Origin of the sequence: Bradyrhizobium sp. WSM471 (assembly GCF_000244915.1) — a bacterium.
GTDB lineage: Bacteria > Pseudomonadota > Alphaproteobacteria > Rhizobiales > Xanthobacteraceae > Bradyrhizobium.
The window spans coordinates 6,183,267-6,199,514 of the sequence record NZ_CM001442.1; the positions used below are offsets into that span (position 1 = coordinate 6,183,267).

Consider the following 16,248-nt stretch of genomic DNA (forward strand, 5'->3'; position numbering starts at 1 on the left):
TCCTCAGGTCGCCTGCCGCCGCAGGAAGGCCGGGATATCAAGATGGTCATCTCCCTGTGGCGCCGGGGCAACAGGCGCGGGACGACCGTGCATGTCCAGCCCCTGCGGCGCGGGACGACGGGCATACTCAGACACCGGCTCGGCGGAAGCGATTTGCTGCGCCACGGTCTTCTGGGGGCGGCGATCGGGCAGCGGCGGCATCGCGGGACCGGCGGTGCGGGCTGCGATCGGCGCCTCGCTCTCCTCGTCACGACGGCCGAGGCCGACATTGGCGAGGCGCTGCAGCAGCGACAGCCGGGTCTTCTGCGGGGTCTCCTCCTCGACCTCGCCGCGGGCCTGGCGAAGCTCGGCCTGGGCGGGCATCGGAAGTTCCTCGATACGCGGCATCCGCGGCGTGCGGACCGGCGCACGCTCGGCCTGCGGCGGGATGAAGGTTTCCGGCGTCATCGGCTCATGCATGGCCATCGGCGCCTGCTCGGGCTCCGGGAACAGCGTCGGCTTCTGCGCGATCGGGCGCACGGTGACATCGCCATAGGTCTGCATCGGCGCGGGAGCCTGCGGGACGTCCGCAACGGCGGCGGCGATGGCGGCAAGCGCAGCGCGCTCGACGTTCGGACGCGGAGCCGTGGGAGCGGCGGCAAACTGGCCCGTTCCGGCGGCCGGGCTCTGCGCTTCGAACTTCTGGGCGCGCTCGGCCATGCGCTGATTGTCGGCGCGCAGCCGTGCGGTCAAATCGGCAAGACGGCTCTCGGCAGCCGCGGCCGGAGCGGCGGGAGCCTGCTGCGCCTGCGGTGCAGGATTCGCCACGGGAGCGCTGGTGGCCTGGCTGTTGCGCGCGATCGCGGCCTGCTCGATGCCGGTGGCGACGACCGAGACGCGGATCAGGCCGTCGAGGGCCTCGTCGAAGGTGGCGCCGACGATGATGTTGGCGTCCTGGTCGACTTCCTCGCGGATGCGGGTCGCAGCTTCGTCGACCTCGAACAAAGTGAGATCCTTGCCGCCGGTGATGGAGATCAGGAGGCCCTTGGCTCCCTTCATCGAGCTATCGTCGATCAGCGGGTTGGCGATCGCGGCTTCGGCGGCGGTCAGCGCGCGCTTGTCGCCGGAGGCTTCGCCCGTGCCCATCATCGCCTTGCCCATCTCGCGCATGACGGCGCGGACGTCGGCGAAGTCGAGATTGATCAGGCCTTCCTTGACCATCAGGTCGGTGATGCAGGCAACGCCCGAATAGAGCACCTGGTCGGCCATCGCGAAGGCGTCGGCGAAGGTGGTCTTCTCGTTGGCGACCCGGAACAGATTCTGGTTCGGGATGATCAGCAGCGTATCGACGACCTTGTGCAGCTCGTTGATACCCGCTTCCGCGGTGCGCATGCGGCGGCCGCCCTCGAAGTGGAACGGCTTGGTCACGACGCCGACAGTGAGGATGCCCATCTCGCGCGCGATCTTGGCGATCACGGGAGCCGCACCGGTACCGGTGCCGCCGCCCATGCCGGCTGTGACGAACACCATGTTGGCGCCCGAGAGATGATCGCGGAGTTCGTCCATGACTTCTTCGGCCGCGGCCGCGCCGACGACCGGCTGCGAACCTGCGCCCAACCCTTGCGTGGCGGCCGTGCCCATCTGCACGATGCGCTGCGCCTTCGACATCGTCAGCGCCTGCGCGTCGGTGTTGGCGACCACGAAGTCGACGCCCTGCAGGCCCGCCGTGATCATGTTGTTGACGGCGTTACCACCGGCTCCGCCGACGCCGAACACGGTGATGCGGGGCTTCAGTTCGTGAATATCAGGAACATTGATGCTGATGGTCATGTTTGCCTCTCGATCACGCGCGCGTGGGTTCGCCCCGGCCGGCGGCCGCGGGAGTTGGTGAAAATCGAATATTGCGGGAAGGAGTCATCAGAAGCCCTCGCGTAGCCATCGTCCGACCTTTCCGAAATACCCGCCGGTCCCCGTCCTGACCTGCTGCCGCGTATGCCGCGGTTCGACATGTTCGTGGTGAACATATTGCGGGTAGACGAGCAGTCCGGCCGGCACCGCGAAGGCGGCGTTCTTCGCCTCGTTGGGCAGCCGGCCGAAACCGAGCGGACGTCCGACCCGCACGGGCCGGCCGAGAATCTGCGTTCCGAGCTCGACGAGACCGGTGAGCTGTGAAGCCCCACCCGAGAGCACGACGCGGCCGTTGGGCTCCGAGGCGAAGGGCGAATCCTTCAGCTTGTCCCGAACCATTTCGAAGACTTCCTCGGCACGATGTTTGACAATGTTGGCGATGGTAGCGCGGGAGACGATCTGCGGCAGATCCTGCTCGTCACCGGCTGTCGGTACAGACATCAGCTCACGCGAGTCCGATCCGCCGGTGATGACGGTCCCGTATAACGTCTTGATTCGCTCGGCATCGGCAATGGTCGCGGAGAGTCCGCGCGCCAGATCCATCGTGATGTGTTGCCCGCCGACCGCAAAACCCGCGGCATGAACGAAGCGGCCGCCGGAAAAGACCGCGATCGTGGTGGTGCCTGCGCCCATCTCGACGACGGCAGCGCCGAGATCGGCTTCGTCGTCGGTCAGCACGGACAGGCCTGCCACATAGGGGCTCGCCGCCATGGCTTCGACGTTGATGTGGCAGCGTTCGACCGCCAGCATCAGGTTCCGCGCCACGGTGGCGTCGCAGGTGACGACGTTCATGTCGATGCCGAACTGATGCGCAACCATGCCGCGGGGGTCGCGGATGCCTTTGACGCCGTCGAGCGTGTAGCCGACCGGCAGCGCGTGCAGCACGGTGCGGCCTTCGCCGGTGGCGTGGCGCATGCCGGTAGAGGTGACGCGGCTGACATCGGCCGGCGTCACGGCGCCGCCGCGGATGTCGGCCGCAGCCTCGACCAGCTGACCGGAGAGCCGGCCGCCGGAGACCGACAGCAGCACGGACTCGACCCGCACCTTGGCCATTTTTTCCGCGAGCCCGACGGCCTGTCGCACCGCCTGCTCGCATTCGCCGAGATCGATCACGGCGCCGGCCTTCATGCCGCGCGACTGGATCTGGCTGTAGCCGATCAGCTCCACCGCATGGGTCCGGTCGCGCAAGGCTTCGCTCGGCGCCGACGGCTTCAGCCGCGCGATCATGCAGGCGATCTTGCTGGTGCCGATGTCGAGGCAGGCGACGAGGCCGCCGCGCTTGTGCGGCATCGGGCGTGTCTTCGGTGTCTGGGTGCGATCAAGACCGGTCATGCAGCGTCCCCGGCCTTTTTCTTCTTCTTGTCCTTGAACAAATCGTCGCGCGCCTTGGCGGCATCCTCGGACAGCTGCACCACCAGCCGATCGGGCAGGCGCAGGTCGACCGCGACGATGTCGCGGGAGAACAGCCTGTCCTCCTTGTCGAGCCTGGACAGCATCGCAAGCGCGTTGCCGACGTCCTGTTCGGGCAGCCGGATGTCGAGGCCGTCCTTGAGCCTCAGGTTCCAGCGCCGCTCCCCGACGAAGATCGCGGCCTTGGTGATGGAATTGACCTGCGGATAGCGCGCCAGCAACGCGAGGAAGTCGCGGGCCTGCGTCTCGGCGCCCTTGCCGACCACGAGCGGCAGCGACAGGAAGCGGCGCGAGACGTAGGGTTCGAGCACGGCGCCGTCATCGGAGATGACGGAGAGCCGGCCGGCCTCCTGCCACAGCGCGAACGCCTTGCGCTCGGTGAGCTCTATCATGAGCTGGCCCGGATAGAGCTTCAGCACGGTCGCATCCGCGATCCAGGGATTGGCCTTGAGCTTGTCGCGCACGGCGTCGGCGTCGAGGAACAGCAGCGAGGATCGGCCGCTGACGCCGCCGATCGCGAGGATCTCGTCCTGGCTGAGCTGCTTGCGGCCGTTGATCACGACGGAGGTGATGCGGAAGCCGGCGGAATTGGCCAGCGCGTTACGGGTGTCGTTGACCGCCGTGATGAAATCCTGGAGATGGCCGCCCTTGACGATACCGAAGCCGCAGCTTCCGATCAGGAGCAGCACCGTCATGCTGATCCCGATCCGGCGCGGCAGATAGCGCTCGACAAGCGCAACCAGCCGCGGCGGCGGCTCGCGCTCGATAACGGCTTTGGCCCTGATCTTTTCCTTGGCGGCAGCACGCGCGCCGTGAACTCTTTCCTGGCGCTTGTCCTGCACCCACTCGCGCAGAAGCACGACCGCTCCGATAGCGGCCGCCTTCAGGTCAGCTTGGGGCCTCAGCGATCTGAAAAGCGACCGAGTGAGGCTTCCTGCTCCATCCATTGCACGAGCTCGTCAACAGTTTGCCCGCGACATCGCGCGGGTCCTGGCGAACATGACGTCTCGGACTTACCGGGCCGGGTGCTGGTCTTCAGCAGAAGAAAACCTCTCCCCTTCAGAGCGTTCGCTAGGGCTGACAACACCCGCAACGGTCCACGCGCCGGCAGCCAAAGCGTCATATGCGCCGCCAGCGTTAACCTTCGGACGTCCTGGTAAACAAAAGGTAAAGTTCGTTAACGACGTGAGCTTTTTGCCCAGGCCTGTGAGGCATTTATGCCGCAATATCCGGCATTTTACCGGTTTTGGGTTCCAAAACCGGCCGTTTCGCCAGTTCGGTCGTTAACCAGTCCTAATTATTTTCGCACACCGGCCACAGCGAGCTCGACCAGGCCGCGCAGGAAGTCGACGAACGCGATGCCCTCGGCCTTCAGCGCCTTGGGGTAGAGCGAGGACTTGGTCAGGCCGGGCAGCGTGTTGGTTTCGAGATAGACCAGCCCCTTGTCCGAGACGATGAAGTCCGAACGGGAATAGCCGGTACAGGACATCGCCCGGTGCGCCAGCATCGCCTGCTGCTTCAGCGCGGCGGTGATTTCGGGCGCGAAGCGGCCGGGACAGATCTCCTGGGTCGACTTCAAGAGGTACTTCGCCGCGTAGTCGAAACTGCCCTCGCCGGGAATGATCTCGATCGGGGGCAGCGAGATGATCGAGCCATCCGGGCGCTCCAGCACGCCGCAGGTCGCCTCGACGCCGGCGATGTAGGGCTCGATCACGTACTCTTCGTGCTTGGCGGCATTGCGGACGGCGACGAGATCCTGCCTGGCGTTGACGAAGATCAGGCCGTAGCTCGAGCCATCCTTCGCGGGCTTTGCGATCAGCCGGCCGAATTCGGCGAAGGCCTCGTCGATCTGGTCGAGCGCAATGTTGGCCGGCGGCGACACGCCGCCGAGCGCGGCGAAATGCTTGGCCGCGAACTTGTCGAACGCGAGATGCGAGGAGGCCGAGCCCGATCCGGTGAACGGCACGCCGCGCGCTTCGCACATCACCTGCAACTCGCCGTTCTCGGCACGCCCGCCGTGCAGGCCGAGCACCAGCACGCGGTTCTCCGCCCTGGCCTGGTCGAGCGCCTGCTCCAGCGGAATGCCTGACGTGCCCGGCTTGAATTCGTCCTCGAACGGACGGGTATGTTCGAGCAGCTGCTTTGACTGCACGACATGTACCTTGTCCTCGACGTCCCACCACCAGAGATCGGCCTCGGGCAGCGCCTGATGCAGCGCCTGGGCTGAAGCGACCGAAACCAGACGTTCGCGGTTGGAGCCGCCGAAGAGGATGGTGATGCGCATGTTTTCTCGTCGCTTGTCCAAATTAGCCGGGAATTCCGATCCGCTTGATTTCCCAGTGTAGCTCAATTCCGGAATTTGCCTTCACCCGTTCACGGACGGTCTCGCCCAGCGTCTCGATGTCGTGCGCGGTGGCATTGCCCGTGTTGATCAGGAAATTGCAGTGCATCTCGGAGACCTCGGCGCCGCCGACGCGCAAACCGCGGCAGCCGGCGGCATCGACCAGCTTCCAGGCGGAATGGCCGGGCGGATTCTTGAAGGTCGAGCCGCCGGTCTTTTCGCGGATCGGCTGCGCGGTCTCGCGATGGGTCTGCACTTCCGCCATGCGCGCGCGGATCGCGTCGGCATCCCTGATCTCGCCGCGGAAGCGCGCGGAGGTGAAGATGATGGAGGGATCGACGCCGCTGTTGCGGTAGACGAACTTCATGTCGGCGTTGGAGAAGATGTGCTTCGTGCCGTCGCGCCCGACGCCTCGCGCCTCGATCAACACGTCCCGGGTCTCGCCGCCATTCGCGCCCGCATTCATGCGCAGCGCGCCGCCGATCGTGCCGGGAATGCCGAAATAGAATTCGAGCCCGCCGATATTGGCCGACGCGGCGACTTCCGCCACGCGCTTATCGAGCGCGGCCGCGCCCGCGGTGACCACGTCGCCGCTCGCGCTCGCCTCGCCGAACGCGCGCGGCGCCAGACGGACCACCACGCCGGCAATGCCGCCGTCGCGTACGATCAGGTTGGAGCCGACGCCAACGACATAGACGGGAATGTCGCCTGCGAGATGCGCGAGGAAGTAGGCGAGATCGTCCTCGTCCGCCGGCGTGAACAGCACCTGCGCGGGACCACCGACGCGAAACCAGGTGAGCTCGGCGAGCGACTGGTTCGCCAGCAGCCGGCCACGAAGATCGGGCATCGCGGCTTTGAGGTCGGGTGTGATGTCGGGGAAGCCCACTGCCCTACCCCAGCGCCTTCAACTCATCCGGCAAGGCATACGCCCATTGCGTGATGTTGCCGGCCCCTAGGCACACGACGAGATCGCCCGACTTCGCCACGCCCTTGACGATACCGGCGAGATCGGACGTAGCCGGCAGCGGGATCACCTCGCGGTGGCCGTGGGCGCGCAGACCCGCGGCGAAATGGTCGCGGTCGATGCCCTCGATCGGCGCCTCGCCTGCGGCGTAGACCTCGGCGACGATCACCGCATCCGCATCATTGAAACAGGTGCAGAATTCCTCGAACAGCGACTGCAGCCGGGTGTAGCGATGCGGCTGCACGACGGCGACAATCTTGCCGCTGGTGGATTCCCGCGCCGCCTTCAGCACCGCCGCGATCTCGACCGGATGATGGCCGTAGTCGTCGATGACGGTGACGCCGTTCCACTCGCCGGTCTTGGTGAAGCGGCGCTTGACGCCGCCGAAGCCGGCGATCGCCTTGCGGATCGCCTCGTCCGACACGCCGAGTTCGCGCGCCACCGCAATCGCAGCGGTCGCGTTGGAGGCATTGTGCCGTCCCGGCATCGGCAGCATGAGATCGGCGATCTCGTGCACGGTGCCCGTCTTGCGATCGCGGAAGGCAACCTTGAACTTCGAACCGCCGCCCATCGGGGTGAGGTCGACGAAGCGCACATCGGCCTGCGGATTCTCGCCGTAGGTGATGATGCGCCGATCCTCGATCTTGCCGACAAGGGTCTGCACCACGGGATGATCGATGCACATCACGGCGAAGCCATAGAATGGCAGGTTCTCGACGAAATGGCGGAACGCGTCCTGCACAGCCTCGAAGGTCTTGAAGTGATCGAGATGCTCGGGATCGACATTGGTGACGATCGCGACCTCGGTCGGCAACTTCAGGAACGTGCCGTCGCTCTCGTCGGCTTCGACCACCATCCAGTCGCCGGCGCCAAGCCGCGCGTTGGAGCCGTAGGCGTTGATGATGCCGCCATTGATCACGGTGGGATCGAGACCGCCGGCGTCGAGCAGCGTCGCGACCATCGTGGTCGTGGTGGTCTTGCCGTGCGTGCCGGCGATGGCGACGCAGCTCTTCAGCCGCATCAACTCGGCCAGCATCTCGGCGCGGCGCACCACCGGAATGCGCCGTTCGCGCGCCGCGGTCAGTTCCGGATTGTCGCGCTTGATCGCGGTGGAGACCACGACGACCTCGGCCCCGTCGACGTTCTCCGCCTTGTGGCCGACCGAGACCCTCGCACCGTTCTTGCGCAGACGGTCGAGATTGTAATTGTCGGAGGCGTCCGAACCCTGCACGGAATAGCCGAGATTGAGCAGCACCTCGGCGATGCCGCTCATGCCGATCCCGCCGATCCCGACGAAGTGGATGGGTCCGATCTCGCGCGGCAGTCTCATGCTCTGTTCCCTGACCTCACCACCTGAAAAGGCGGCATCTGGCGAAGGTCACGGCAAATCAGCCGCGCGCCTTTCCTATTGGATGCCCCGCTTTAGAAGGCGAAGACAAGGGCTTTTTCGCGTCAGATTCCCGCGATTTTGGCTACCAGATCGGCCAGCCGCTCCGCTGCGTCGAGCCGGCCGGCGCCACGGGCGGCCTGCGCCATGGCGGCAAGACGCGCGGGCTCGGCGGCGAAGGCGGATATCTCGGCAGCGAGACGATCGGAGGAAAACTCGGTTTGCGGAATGCGGATCGCACCGTCGACCTTGGCCAGCACGCCGGCATTGGCGAACTGGTCCTGGTCGATCGCGCCCGGCAGCGGCACCAGGATCGAGGGCCGCCCGATCGCGGCGAGTTCGGCCACGGTGCCGGCGCCTGAGCGCGACACCACCAGATGGTTGGAGGCGAGCCGTGCCGGCAGATCGGTGAAAAACGGCGCAAGCTCGGTCTTGACCTTCAGCCTGTCGTAGACCGCACGAACGCGCGCCATGTCCTCGTCGCGCACCTGTTGGGTGAGGACGAGCCGGCTCCACAGTGCAGGCTCGAGGCGCTCGATCGCGCCCGGCACGATGTCGGCCATGATGCGCGCGCCCTGGCTGCCGCCAACGACGAGCAGCCGCAGCGGGCCGTTCACTTCAGGCGCAGCATATGGCACGCCAGCTGCGGCGAGGATTGCGGGGCGCATCGGCGTGCCGACCGTCGTTGTCTTGCCCGATAGCGCCGGATCGCGGTCGAGCACGCCAGGCAACGACGTCGCGATGGCGCGAACGCGGCTCGACAGGAATCGGTTGGCGCGACCGAGCACGGCATTGGCGTCGTGGATGATGCCGGGCACGCCGGCGAATCTTGCCGCGACCAGCGGCGGCAGCGTCGGATAGCCGCCGAAGCCGACGACGGCGACCGGCTTCAATCGCTTGATCAGGCTGTAGGCGGACAGCGTGCCGGCCGCCAGCGTCAGGCCGGCATAAGCGAGTTGCAGCGGATTGCGTCCGCGCGCGGTCTCGCTCGATACGACGTCGATCATGTCCTTGGTGAACAGCCCGCTGTAGCGCAGCGCGCGCTCGTCGGTGACGAGGCGGACCCGGTATCCGCGCCGGATCAGCTCGACGCCGAGCGCCTCGGCCGGAAACAGATGGCCGCCGGTGCCGCCCGCGGCGAGAAGAATCAGGGGGGAGGTGTCCATGGCGAGGAGTTTTACAGTGTCTCCCCCGTCATTGCGAGCCGCCCACACAATGCTCGTGCCCCGGGAGCAGTGCAACGCGCCGCCCTTGGCGGCGTGGTGCGCTGCTGAACCGGGGCCCATTGCTGCGACATTCTGGGTCCCGGCTCTGCGCTCCGCTTCGCTGCGCTTGTCCGGCACACGCGATCACGCGTAGGTGCGCATCGCCTCGGCGTGGCCGCTCGCCTCGACCTCGGTGCGCGGGCGCAGCCGCGTCAGCGCGAGCATCATGCCGACACCATAGGCCAGCGACACGATCGAGGAGCCGCCATAGGAGATGAAGGGCAGCGTCATGCCCTTGGCCGGGATGAGCTGGAGATTGACCGACATGTTGATCGCGGCCTGCACGCCGAAGAGGATCGCAAGACCCGAAGCAGCGAAGCGCGAGAACATGTCCTCGTTGGCATAGGCGCGCGACAGCGTGCGGATGACGACAAAAGCAAACAGTGCCAGCATCGCGAGGCACAGGATGATGCCGAACTCTTCGGCGGCAACCGCGAACACGAAGTCGGTGTGGCTGTCCGGCAGGCTGCGCTTGGCGATACCCTCGCCCGGTCCGAGCCCGAACCAGCCGCCATTGTAGAAGGCCTCCATGGCGGTATCGACCTGGAAGGTGTCGCCCGAAGCCGGATTCATGAAGCGCTTGATGCGACCAGCGACGTGGGGAACAAAAAGATAGGCGCTGAACAGCCCGGCGGCGCCCAGGCCGGCGAGCCCGAACACCCAGATCATCCGCATGCCCGCGATGAAGAACAGCGAGCCCCACACCATCAGGATCAGCATGGTCTGGCCGAAGTCGGGCTCCATGACGAGAAGCGAGACCAGCATCAGGAGCAGCGCGAGCGCCATCGAGGTCGCCGGCATCTCTGGCCGCTTGGTCGATTCCGCAAACAGCCAGGCGGCGATGACGACGAACGACGGCTTTGCGATTTCGGAGGCCTGGATATTGACGCCGATCAGCGTGATCCAGCGCCGCGAGCCCTTCACCTCGGGGCCGATCGCGAGCGTCAACACGATCAGAATGATGCTGGCCGCGAAGATGATCAGGGCCGAGCGGCGGATCGCCCGCGGCGACAGGAACGACACCCCGAGCAGCACGATGCAGGACGGGAGGAGGAACAGCACGTGGCGGCTGAAGAAGTGGAAAGGATCGAGCCCGATCCGGGTCGCAACCGGCGGGCTCGCTGCCAGCGACAGGATCACGCCGGTCAGCATCAGTGCCAGGATGGCCCCCATCAGCGGCTTGTCGACGGTCCACCACCACTCGGAAAAGGGGGTGCGTTCTTCACGGGAGAGCATGGCGGCCGCTTTCGGACAGAGGTCGGTCCATTGGTCGCCGAGGTTGGTTACCGGGGGGTTAAGGAGCTGTTCAAGTTTTGAAGGGTCTCGTGCCCCGGACGCAGCGCAGCGCCCTCGCGGTGCGCTGCAGAGCCGGGGCCCATTGTCACTTCTGGGTTCCGGCTCGCGCTACGCGCGTCCGGGACACGAGAAACTCGCTACACCACCGGCTTCACGCCCGGCAGCGCCTGCACCAGCTCGCCGAACCTGGTGCCGCGGATTTCGAAGTTGCGATACTGGTCGAAGGAGGCGCAGGCGGGTGACAGCAGGACGACCGCGTCAGTGATGCCCGACGCCTCCGCATCGCGCGCGGCTTGCTCGACCGCGACGTCGAGAGTCTGGCTGATCTCGTGCGGCACTTGCGTACCGAGCGTGCCGGAAAATTCCCGCGCCGCCTCTCCAATCAAATAGGCCTTTCGGATGCGCGGGAAGTAGCCGGTGAGGCCGGTGATTCCGCCGGCCTTCGGCTTGCCGCCGGCGATCCAGAAGATGTCCGAAAAGGACGACAGCGCATGCGCCGTGGCATCGGCATTGGTGCCCTTGGAGTCGTTGACGAACAGCACGTTGCCGCGGCGGCCGACCTGCTCCATGCGGTGCGCGAGGCCCGGAAAGCTGCGCAGGCCGTTCTGCAAGACATCGAGATCGATGCCCATCGCGAGTGCGGCGGCGGCGGCACAGGCCGCATTCTGCGCATTGTGCAGGCCGCGCAGAGAACCGATGCCCCCGAGTGCCGCGATTTCACTGCGCGCGCCACCCGAATTGCGCACGATATTGCCATGCTCGACATGGATGCCGCTGGCCAGCGGATTCCTGACCGAGATGCGCACCACATTCTTGCCGGCGCGATCGAGCCGGTCGGCGATATCGCGGCAAAAACCGTCGTCGACGCCGACGATGGCGGTGCCGCCGGCCTGCACACCGGCAACGAGACGCTCCTTCACCGCGGCGTAATGCGCGATGGTGCCGTGCCGATCGATGTGGTCCTCGCTGACATTGAGCAGAATGCCGACGGAGGGGTCGAGCGAGGGCGTGAGGTCGATCTGGTAGGACGACATCTCGATGACGTGGACGCGACCCATGCGCGGCGGCTCCAGCGACAGGATCGCGGTGCCGATATTACCACCCATCTGGGTGTCATAGCCGGCGACCTTGGTCAGATGCGCGATCAGCGCCGTCGTCGTCGATTTACCATTCGTGCCGGTGATGGCGACGAACGGCGCATCCGGTGCGTGGCGGCGCCGTTCGCGGCAGAACAGCTCGATGTCGCCGATCACCTCGATAGCGGCCTCGCGCGCCTTCAGCACGCTCCAATGCGGCACCGGGTGGGTCAGCGGCACGCCGGGCGCGAGCACCAGCGCGGCGAAATTCGCCCATGAGACGTTGCGCAAATCAGCCGTGATGAAGCCTGCTTGCGCGGCCTTGGCGACGTTCTCGGCATTGTCGTCCGCGGCGATCACCTCGGCGCCGCCCGCTTTCAACGCGTGACAGGACGCGAGTCCCGAGCCGCCGAGGCCGAACACCGCGACCGTCTTGCCGGCAAAGGACGTGACGGGGATCATCGACCGGTCACCGCAGCTTCAGCGTCGACAAGCCGGCGAGCGCCAGCATCACCGAGATGATCCAGAACCGGATCACGATCTGCGGCTCGGTCCAGCCGAGCTGCTCGAAATGGTGATGGATCGGCGCCATCCGGAAGATGCGTTTTCCCGTCATCTTGAACGACACCACCTGCACGATGACGGAGACCGCCTCCAGCACGAACAGGCCGCCGATCACCGCGAGCACGATCTCGTGCTTCACCGCGACCGCGATCGCACCCAGCATGCCGCCGAGCGCGAGCGAGCCGGTGTCGCCCATGAAGATCGAGGCCGGCGGCGCGTTGAACCAGAGGAAGCCGAGGCCCGCGCCCAGCAGCGCGCCGCAGAGCACGGCGAGTTCGCCGGTGCCGGCGACATATTTGATCTGGAGATAATCGGCGAACACCGCGTTGCCGGCGAGATAGGCGATCATCGCAAAGCTCGCGGTCGCGATCATCACGGGCACGATGGCAAGGCCGTCGAGACCGTCGGTGAGGTTCACCGCGTTGCCGGCGCCGACGATGACGAAGGCGCCGAACACGACGAAGAACCAGCCGAAATGCAGCACGGTGTCCTTCAGGAAAGGAATCGTCAGCGCGGTCGATGCGGGATCTCGGTTCAGCCGCACCAGCGCGTAGCAGGCCACAAGCGCGATCGCCGCCTCGATCAGCAGGCGGAGCTTGCTGCCGAAGCCGGTCGTGGTCTGCTTGGTCACCTTGAGATAATCGTCATAGAAGCCGACGAAGCCGAAACCGAGCGTCACCGCCAGCACGATCCAGACGTAAGGGTTAAGCGGATTGGCCCACAGCACCGTGCCGACCGTGAGGCCGGACAGGATCATCAGGCCGCCCATGGTGGGCGTGCCTTTCTTGGCGAGGTGCGATTGCGGACCATCGGCCCGGATCGGCTGGCCCTTGCCTTGGCGGATGCGCAGATGGTCGATGATCCAGGGCCCGAACAGGAACACGAACAGCGCGCCGGTGACGACGGCGCCGCCGGTGCGGAAGGTGATGTAACGGAAGACGTTCAGGAAGGTGCGAACGGCACCGAAGCCCGGAAATGTGTTGGAGAGCTCGATCAACCAGTAAAACATTCAGACGGTCCTATGGTGCCTTTGCACGCGCCTTGATCTTGGCCTTGTCAACCTGCCTCACGCGCATTCGCTGGTCTTCATCATGGGGTCGGGCGACCTCTAAAGAAAACGAACGGCTTCGCGCCGGAAAGGGTGGGATTCGGGAACAGCGCCTTCCAAGCAGTTTACGCCCTTGCCTGCAAGGCGGCCACTAGGCCCGGCACAAACTTGTTGACCCAGAACATCTTCTTGCTGCCCTTGACAACCACGACATCGCCTGCCCTCAGCAGATTTGCGACCTCGCCCGGCTTCAGCGTAACGGGGTCGTCGTGCCAGCCGAGGCCCTTGCCGGCTGGAAGCACTTCGAACAGGTGACGCATCAGGGGCCCGACGCAATAGACGCCGTCGATGCCGTCGAGATGCCCGGCGAGGTCGGTGTGATAGGCCGGCGCGCCGTCGCCGAGCTCCAGCATGTCGCCGAGTACCGCAATGCGGCGGCCGCCGGTCGTGTTGCGCGCCTGCAGGCTTTGCAGCGCGGCAGCCACGCTGGCGGGATTGCCGTTGAAGCTGTCGTCGATCACGGTGACGCCGCCGACCGCCTGCTCGACGCCGCGGCCGGTCATGATGCCGACGCGGTCGAGCTTGATCGCAAGCGTGGCCGCATCGAGGTTGGCCGCACGGATCGATGCAAGCGCGGCGAGCGCGTTCTGGACGCGGTGCGGCGCGCCCGGCGTCAGGCTGAACGCGATCTCCTTCTTGCCGAGCGCGGCCACGACCTGCCAGCTGTCGCCATGCGGCGCGTGCGCGACCTCGTGCACCTCGGCTTTGTCGCCAAAGCGGATGACCTTGCCCTTCCAGTCCGGCGCCTTGATCCCGGCGGGCAGCACCAGCACACCTTCCGCGGGCAGGCCGAGTGCGATCGACACCTTCTCGCGGCGGATGGCTTCGAGCGAGCCGAGCTTCTCCAGATGCACCGGCTGGACGTTGACGACGAGCGCGACCGTCGGCCGCGTCAGTTCGCTGAGCCGCGCGATCTCCCCGGCCTGGTTCATGCCCATCTCGACGACCCAGAGACTTGCATCCGGCCGCGCATTGCACAGCGTCAGCGGCACGCCCCAGAAATTGTTGAAGCTCGACGGGCTGGCATAGGCATTGGGGTAGGCCGCGAGGAATTCCTTGGTGCTGGTCTTGCCTGCACTGCCGGTGAGCCCGATCACCGGGCCGTTGAAGCGCGCGCGTGCCGCGCGCGCAAGCCCCCAGAGACCGTCGATCAGCGTGTCCTTGACGACGATCTGCGGAATGCGGACGCCCGCGATCTCGTGCGGCACGATCATCGCGACCGCGCCGGAAGCTTCCGCCTTGTCCGCGAACTCCCAGCCGTCACGCGCGCTGGCGAAGGCCGAGATGAAGCCCCCGCTCGGCGTGCCGCTCAGCGCGACGAACAGGCTGCCCGGTTTCACCAGCCGGCTGTCCTGGGTGACGAAGTCGATCGGCGTGTCCGGGAATGATCCGGCAACGCCCAGCGCGCGCGCCACTTCGGCCACCGTCCATATGGGCGCGCTCATGCAATCCTCGACGCTAGTGCGGCGGCGACCGCCTCGTGATCACTGAAGGGCAAAACCTCTCCGCCGACGATCTGCCCGATCTCGTGCCCCTTGCCGGCGATGAGCAGCGCATCGCCATCTTCCAATTCCGCGATCGCGGTGCGGATCGCCGCGGCCCGGTCGCCGATTTCGCGGGCGCCCTTGGCGGCGGCGAGGATTTCGGCGCGGATGGATTCCGGCTTCTCGCTGCGCGGATTGTCGTCGGTGACGATGACACCGTCGGCGTTGCCAGCCGCGATCTCGCCCATGATCGGACGCTTGCCGGCATCGCGGTCGCCGCCGGCACCGAACACGACGACCAGCCTGCGCCTGGCGTAGGGACGCAGCGCCTGCAGCGCCTTGGCCAGCGCATCGGGCTTGTGCGCGTAGTCGACGAAGATCGGCGCGCCGTTGCGCTCGCCGACGCGCTCCAACCGGCCTTTGGCGCCTTCGAGACGTTCGAGGCTCGCGAACACGTTTGCGGCGTCGCTGCCGGTGCCGATGGCGAGACCGGCCGACACCAGCGCATTCTCGATCTGGAATTCGCCGACCAGCGGCAGCCGGATCGCATACCGCTTGCCGCGATGTTCGAGCGCGAGCATTTGCGAAAACCCCTCGACCTCCGCACCGGCGAGACGAATGCCCTCGCCTACCCCGTCGCCGTTGCGACCGACCGCCATCACGCGCAAGCCGCGCGAATTCGCAGCACTGATCGCCTCCGCCGAGCAATCATGATCGGCCGAGATCACGGCCGCGCCCCCCGGCGGGACAAGTTCGCGGAACAGCCTGAGCTTGGCCGCGAGATAATGCGCGACGGTCGGGTGATAATCCATGTGGTCGCGCGAGAGATTGGTGAAGCCGCCGGCGGACACGCGCACGCCGTCGAGGCGATATTGGTCGAGCCCGTGAGAAGAGGCCTCGAAGGCGAGATGCGTGACGCCTTCGCGCGCGATCTCGTCCAACTGTCGGTGCAGCGCAATCGGATCGGGCGTCGTCAGCGAGCCGTAGACGGTGCGCTTCGGCGAGACCAGGCCGATGGTTCCGATGCTGGCGGATGCGTGCCCGAGCCGGTCCCAGATCTGCCGGGTGAATGCGGCGACCGAGGTCTTGCCGCTGGTGCCGGTCACCGCCGCAATTGTCGCGGGCTGCGCGGGATAGAATCTTGCCGCGGCCAGCGCCAGCGCGCGGCGCGGATTGGCGACTGAGATGAACGGCACCTTGCAGCCATCAGGCACATGCTCGCCAACGACCGCCACCGCGCCCGCGGCAATCGCGGCATCGATGAAGCGCGCACCGTCGGTCTTGCTGCCCGCAAGTGCGAAAAAGAGATGACCCGGCTTGACCGCGCGGCTGTCGAGGGCAACGCCGGTCACGTCGAGCGCCGCGACGGCGGGCTCGATTGCGGCGTCATTGCCCTGAACGTCCTGATCGAGGAGGTCGCGCAGCTTCATGGTCTTCCAGTCGACATGCCGGACCGGATCGCCGAA

12 protein-coding genes are annotated in these 16,248 nt (G+C 66.4%); all 12 read right to left on the reverse strand.

All coding sequences use genetic code 11. The features are described from left to right. Window positions 1-3: 3 nt before the first annotated feature. Window positions 4-1,809, reverse strand: coding sequence for a cell division protein FtsZ (ftsZ, locus tag BRA471DRAFT_RS28130; protein WP_007613529.1), 1,806 nt, complete (start codon window positions 1,807-1,809; stop codon window positions 4-6). Between the two features lie 87 nt (window positions 1,810-1,896). Beyond that, window positions 1,897-3,219 carry a cell division protein FtsA gene (gene ftsA, locus BRA471DRAFT_RS28135; RefSeq protein WP_007613530.1) on the reverse strand — a complete coding sequence of 441 codons (1,323 nt, stop codon included), beginning with the start codon at window positions 3,217-3,219 and terminating at the stop codon, window positions 1,897-1,899. Further along, window positions 3,216-4,244, reverse strand: coding sequence for a cell division protein FtsQ/DivIB (locus tag BRA471DRAFT_RS28140; protein WP_007613531.1), 1,029 nt, complete (start codon window positions 4,242-4,244; stop codon window positions 3,216-3,218). Before BRA471DRAFT_RS28140 ends, ftsA begins: the two co-directional genes overlap by 4 nt. Before the next feature lie 350 nt (window positions 4,245-4,594). Continuing rightward, window positions 4,595-5,581 (reverse strand): D-alanine--D-alanine ligase, encoded by a 987-nt coding sequence (locus BRA471DRAFT_RS28145; protein WP_007613532.1) that lies wholly within the window; start codon window positions 5,579-5,581, stop codon window positions 4,595-4,597. A gap of 22 nt (window positions 5,582-5,603) precedes the next feature. Further along, window positions 5,604-6,524 carry a UDP-N-acetylmuramate dehydrogenase gene (murB, locus tag BRA471DRAFT_RS28150; protein ID WP_007613533.1) on the reverse strand — a complete coding sequence of 307 codons (921 nt, stop codon included), beginning with the start codon at window positions 6,522-6,524 and terminating at the stop codon, window positions 5,604-5,606. Between the two features lie 4 nt (window positions 6,525-6,528). Continuing rightward, a complete protein-coding gene (gene murC / locus BRA471DRAFT_RS28155) occupies window positions 6,529-7,932 on the reverse strand; it encodes a UDP-N-acetylmuramate--L-alanine ligase (protein WP_007613535.1) in 1,404 nt (467 codons plus the stop codon). A gap of 122 nt (window positions 7,933-8,054) precedes the next feature. Then, a complete protein-coding gene (murG, locus tag BRA471DRAFT_RS28160; RefSeq protein ID WP_035974346.1) occupies window positions 8,055-9,155 on the reverse strand; it encodes an undecaprenyldiphospho-muramoylpentapeptide beta-N-acetylglucosaminyltransferase in 1,101 nt (366 codons plus the stop codon). A 183-nt stretch (window positions 9,156-9,338) separates the two neighbouring features. Continuing rightward, a complete protein-coding gene (gene ftsW, locus BRA471DRAFT_RS28165) occupies window positions 9,339-10,490 on the reverse strand; it encodes a putative lipid II flippase FtsW (RefSeq protein WP_007613538.1) in 1,152 nt (383 codons plus the stop codon). A 197-nt stretch (window positions 10,491-10,687) separates the two neighbouring features. Further along, window positions 10,688-12,088, reverse strand: a complete 1,401-nt coding sequence (gene murD / locus BRA471DRAFT_RS28170) for a UDP-N-acetylmuramoyl-L-alanine--D-glutamate ligase (protein ID WP_007613540.1) — start codon at window positions 12,086-12,088, stop codon at window positions 10,688-10,690. Window positions 12,089-12,095: 7 nt separating this feature from the next. Beyond that, complete coding sequence (mraY, locus tag BRA471DRAFT_RS28175) at window positions 12,096-13,199, reverse strand: phospho-N-acetylmuramoyl-pentapeptide-transferase (RefSeq protein WP_007600847.1); 1,104 nt, start codon at window positions 13,197-13,199, stop codon at window positions 12,096-12,098. Window positions 13,200-13,363: 164 nt separating this feature from the next. Further along, window positions 13,364-14,743, reverse strand: coding sequence for a UDP-N-acetylmuramoyl-tripeptide--D-alanyl-D-alanine ligase (gene murF, locus BRA471DRAFT_RS28180; protein WP_007613542.1), 1,380 nt, complete (start codon window positions 14,741-14,743; stop codon window positions 13,364-13,366). Next, window positions 14,740-16,212: a UDP-N-acetylmuramoyl-L-alanyl-D-glutamate--2,6-diaminopimelate ligase gene (locus BRA471DRAFT_RS28185; protein WP_007613545.1), complete on the reverse strand. Its 1,473-nt coding sequence runs from the start codon at window positions 16,210-16,212 to the stop codon at window positions 14,740-14,742. Before BRA471DRAFT_RS28185 ends, murF begins: the two co-directional genes overlap by 4 nt. Window positions 16,213-16,248 lie beyond the last annotated feature (36 nt).

Excerpts from the sequence above, each read along its gene's own strand:
- BRA471DRAFT_RS28185 (WP_007613545.1), bottom strand. The coding sequence starts at position 16,212 with ATGAAGCTGCGCGACCTCCTCGATCAGGACGTTCAGGGCAATGACGCC.
- BRA471DRAFT_RS28140 (WP_007613531.1), bottom strand. The coding sequence starts at position 4,244 with ATGGATGGAGCAGGAAGCCTCACTCGGTCGCTTTTCAGATCGCTGAGG.
- BRA471DRAFT_RS28145 (WP_007613532.1), bottom strand. The coding sequence starts at position 5,581 with ATGCGCATCACCATCCTCTTCGGCGGCTCCAACCGCGAACGTCTGGTT.
- murF (WP_007613542.1), bottom strand. The coding sequence starts at position 14,743 with ATGAGCGCGCCCATATGGACGGTGGCCGAAGTGGCGCGCGCGCTGGGC.
- murG (WP_035974346.1), bottom strand. The coding sequence starts at position 9,155 with ATGGACACCTCCCCCCTGATTCTTCTCGCCGCGGGCGGCACCGGCGGC.
- ftsW (WP_007613538.1), bottom strand. The coding sequence starts at position 10,490 with ATGCTCTCCCGTGAAGAACGCACCCCCTTTTCCGAGTGGTGGTGGACC.
- ftsZ (WP_007613529.1), bottom strand. The coding sequence starts at position 1,809 with ATGACCATCAGCATCAATGTTCCTGATATTCACGAACTGAAGCCCCGC.
- murC (WP_007613535.1), bottom strand. The coding sequence starts at position 7,932 with ATGAGACTGCCGCGCGAGATCGGACCCATCCACTTCGTCGGGATCGGC.
- murD (WP_007613540.1), bottom strand. The coding sequence starts at position 12,088 with ATGATCCCCGTCACGTCCTTTGCCGGCAAGACGGTCGCGGTGTTCGGC.
- mraY (WP_007600847.1), bottom strand. The coding sequence starts at position 13,199 with ATGTTTTACTGGTTGATCGAGCTCTCCAACACATTTCCGGGCTTCGGT.
- ftsA (WP_007613530.1), bottom strand. The coding sequence starts at position 3,219 with ATGACCGGTCTTGATCGCACCCAGACACCGAAGACACGCCCGATGCCG.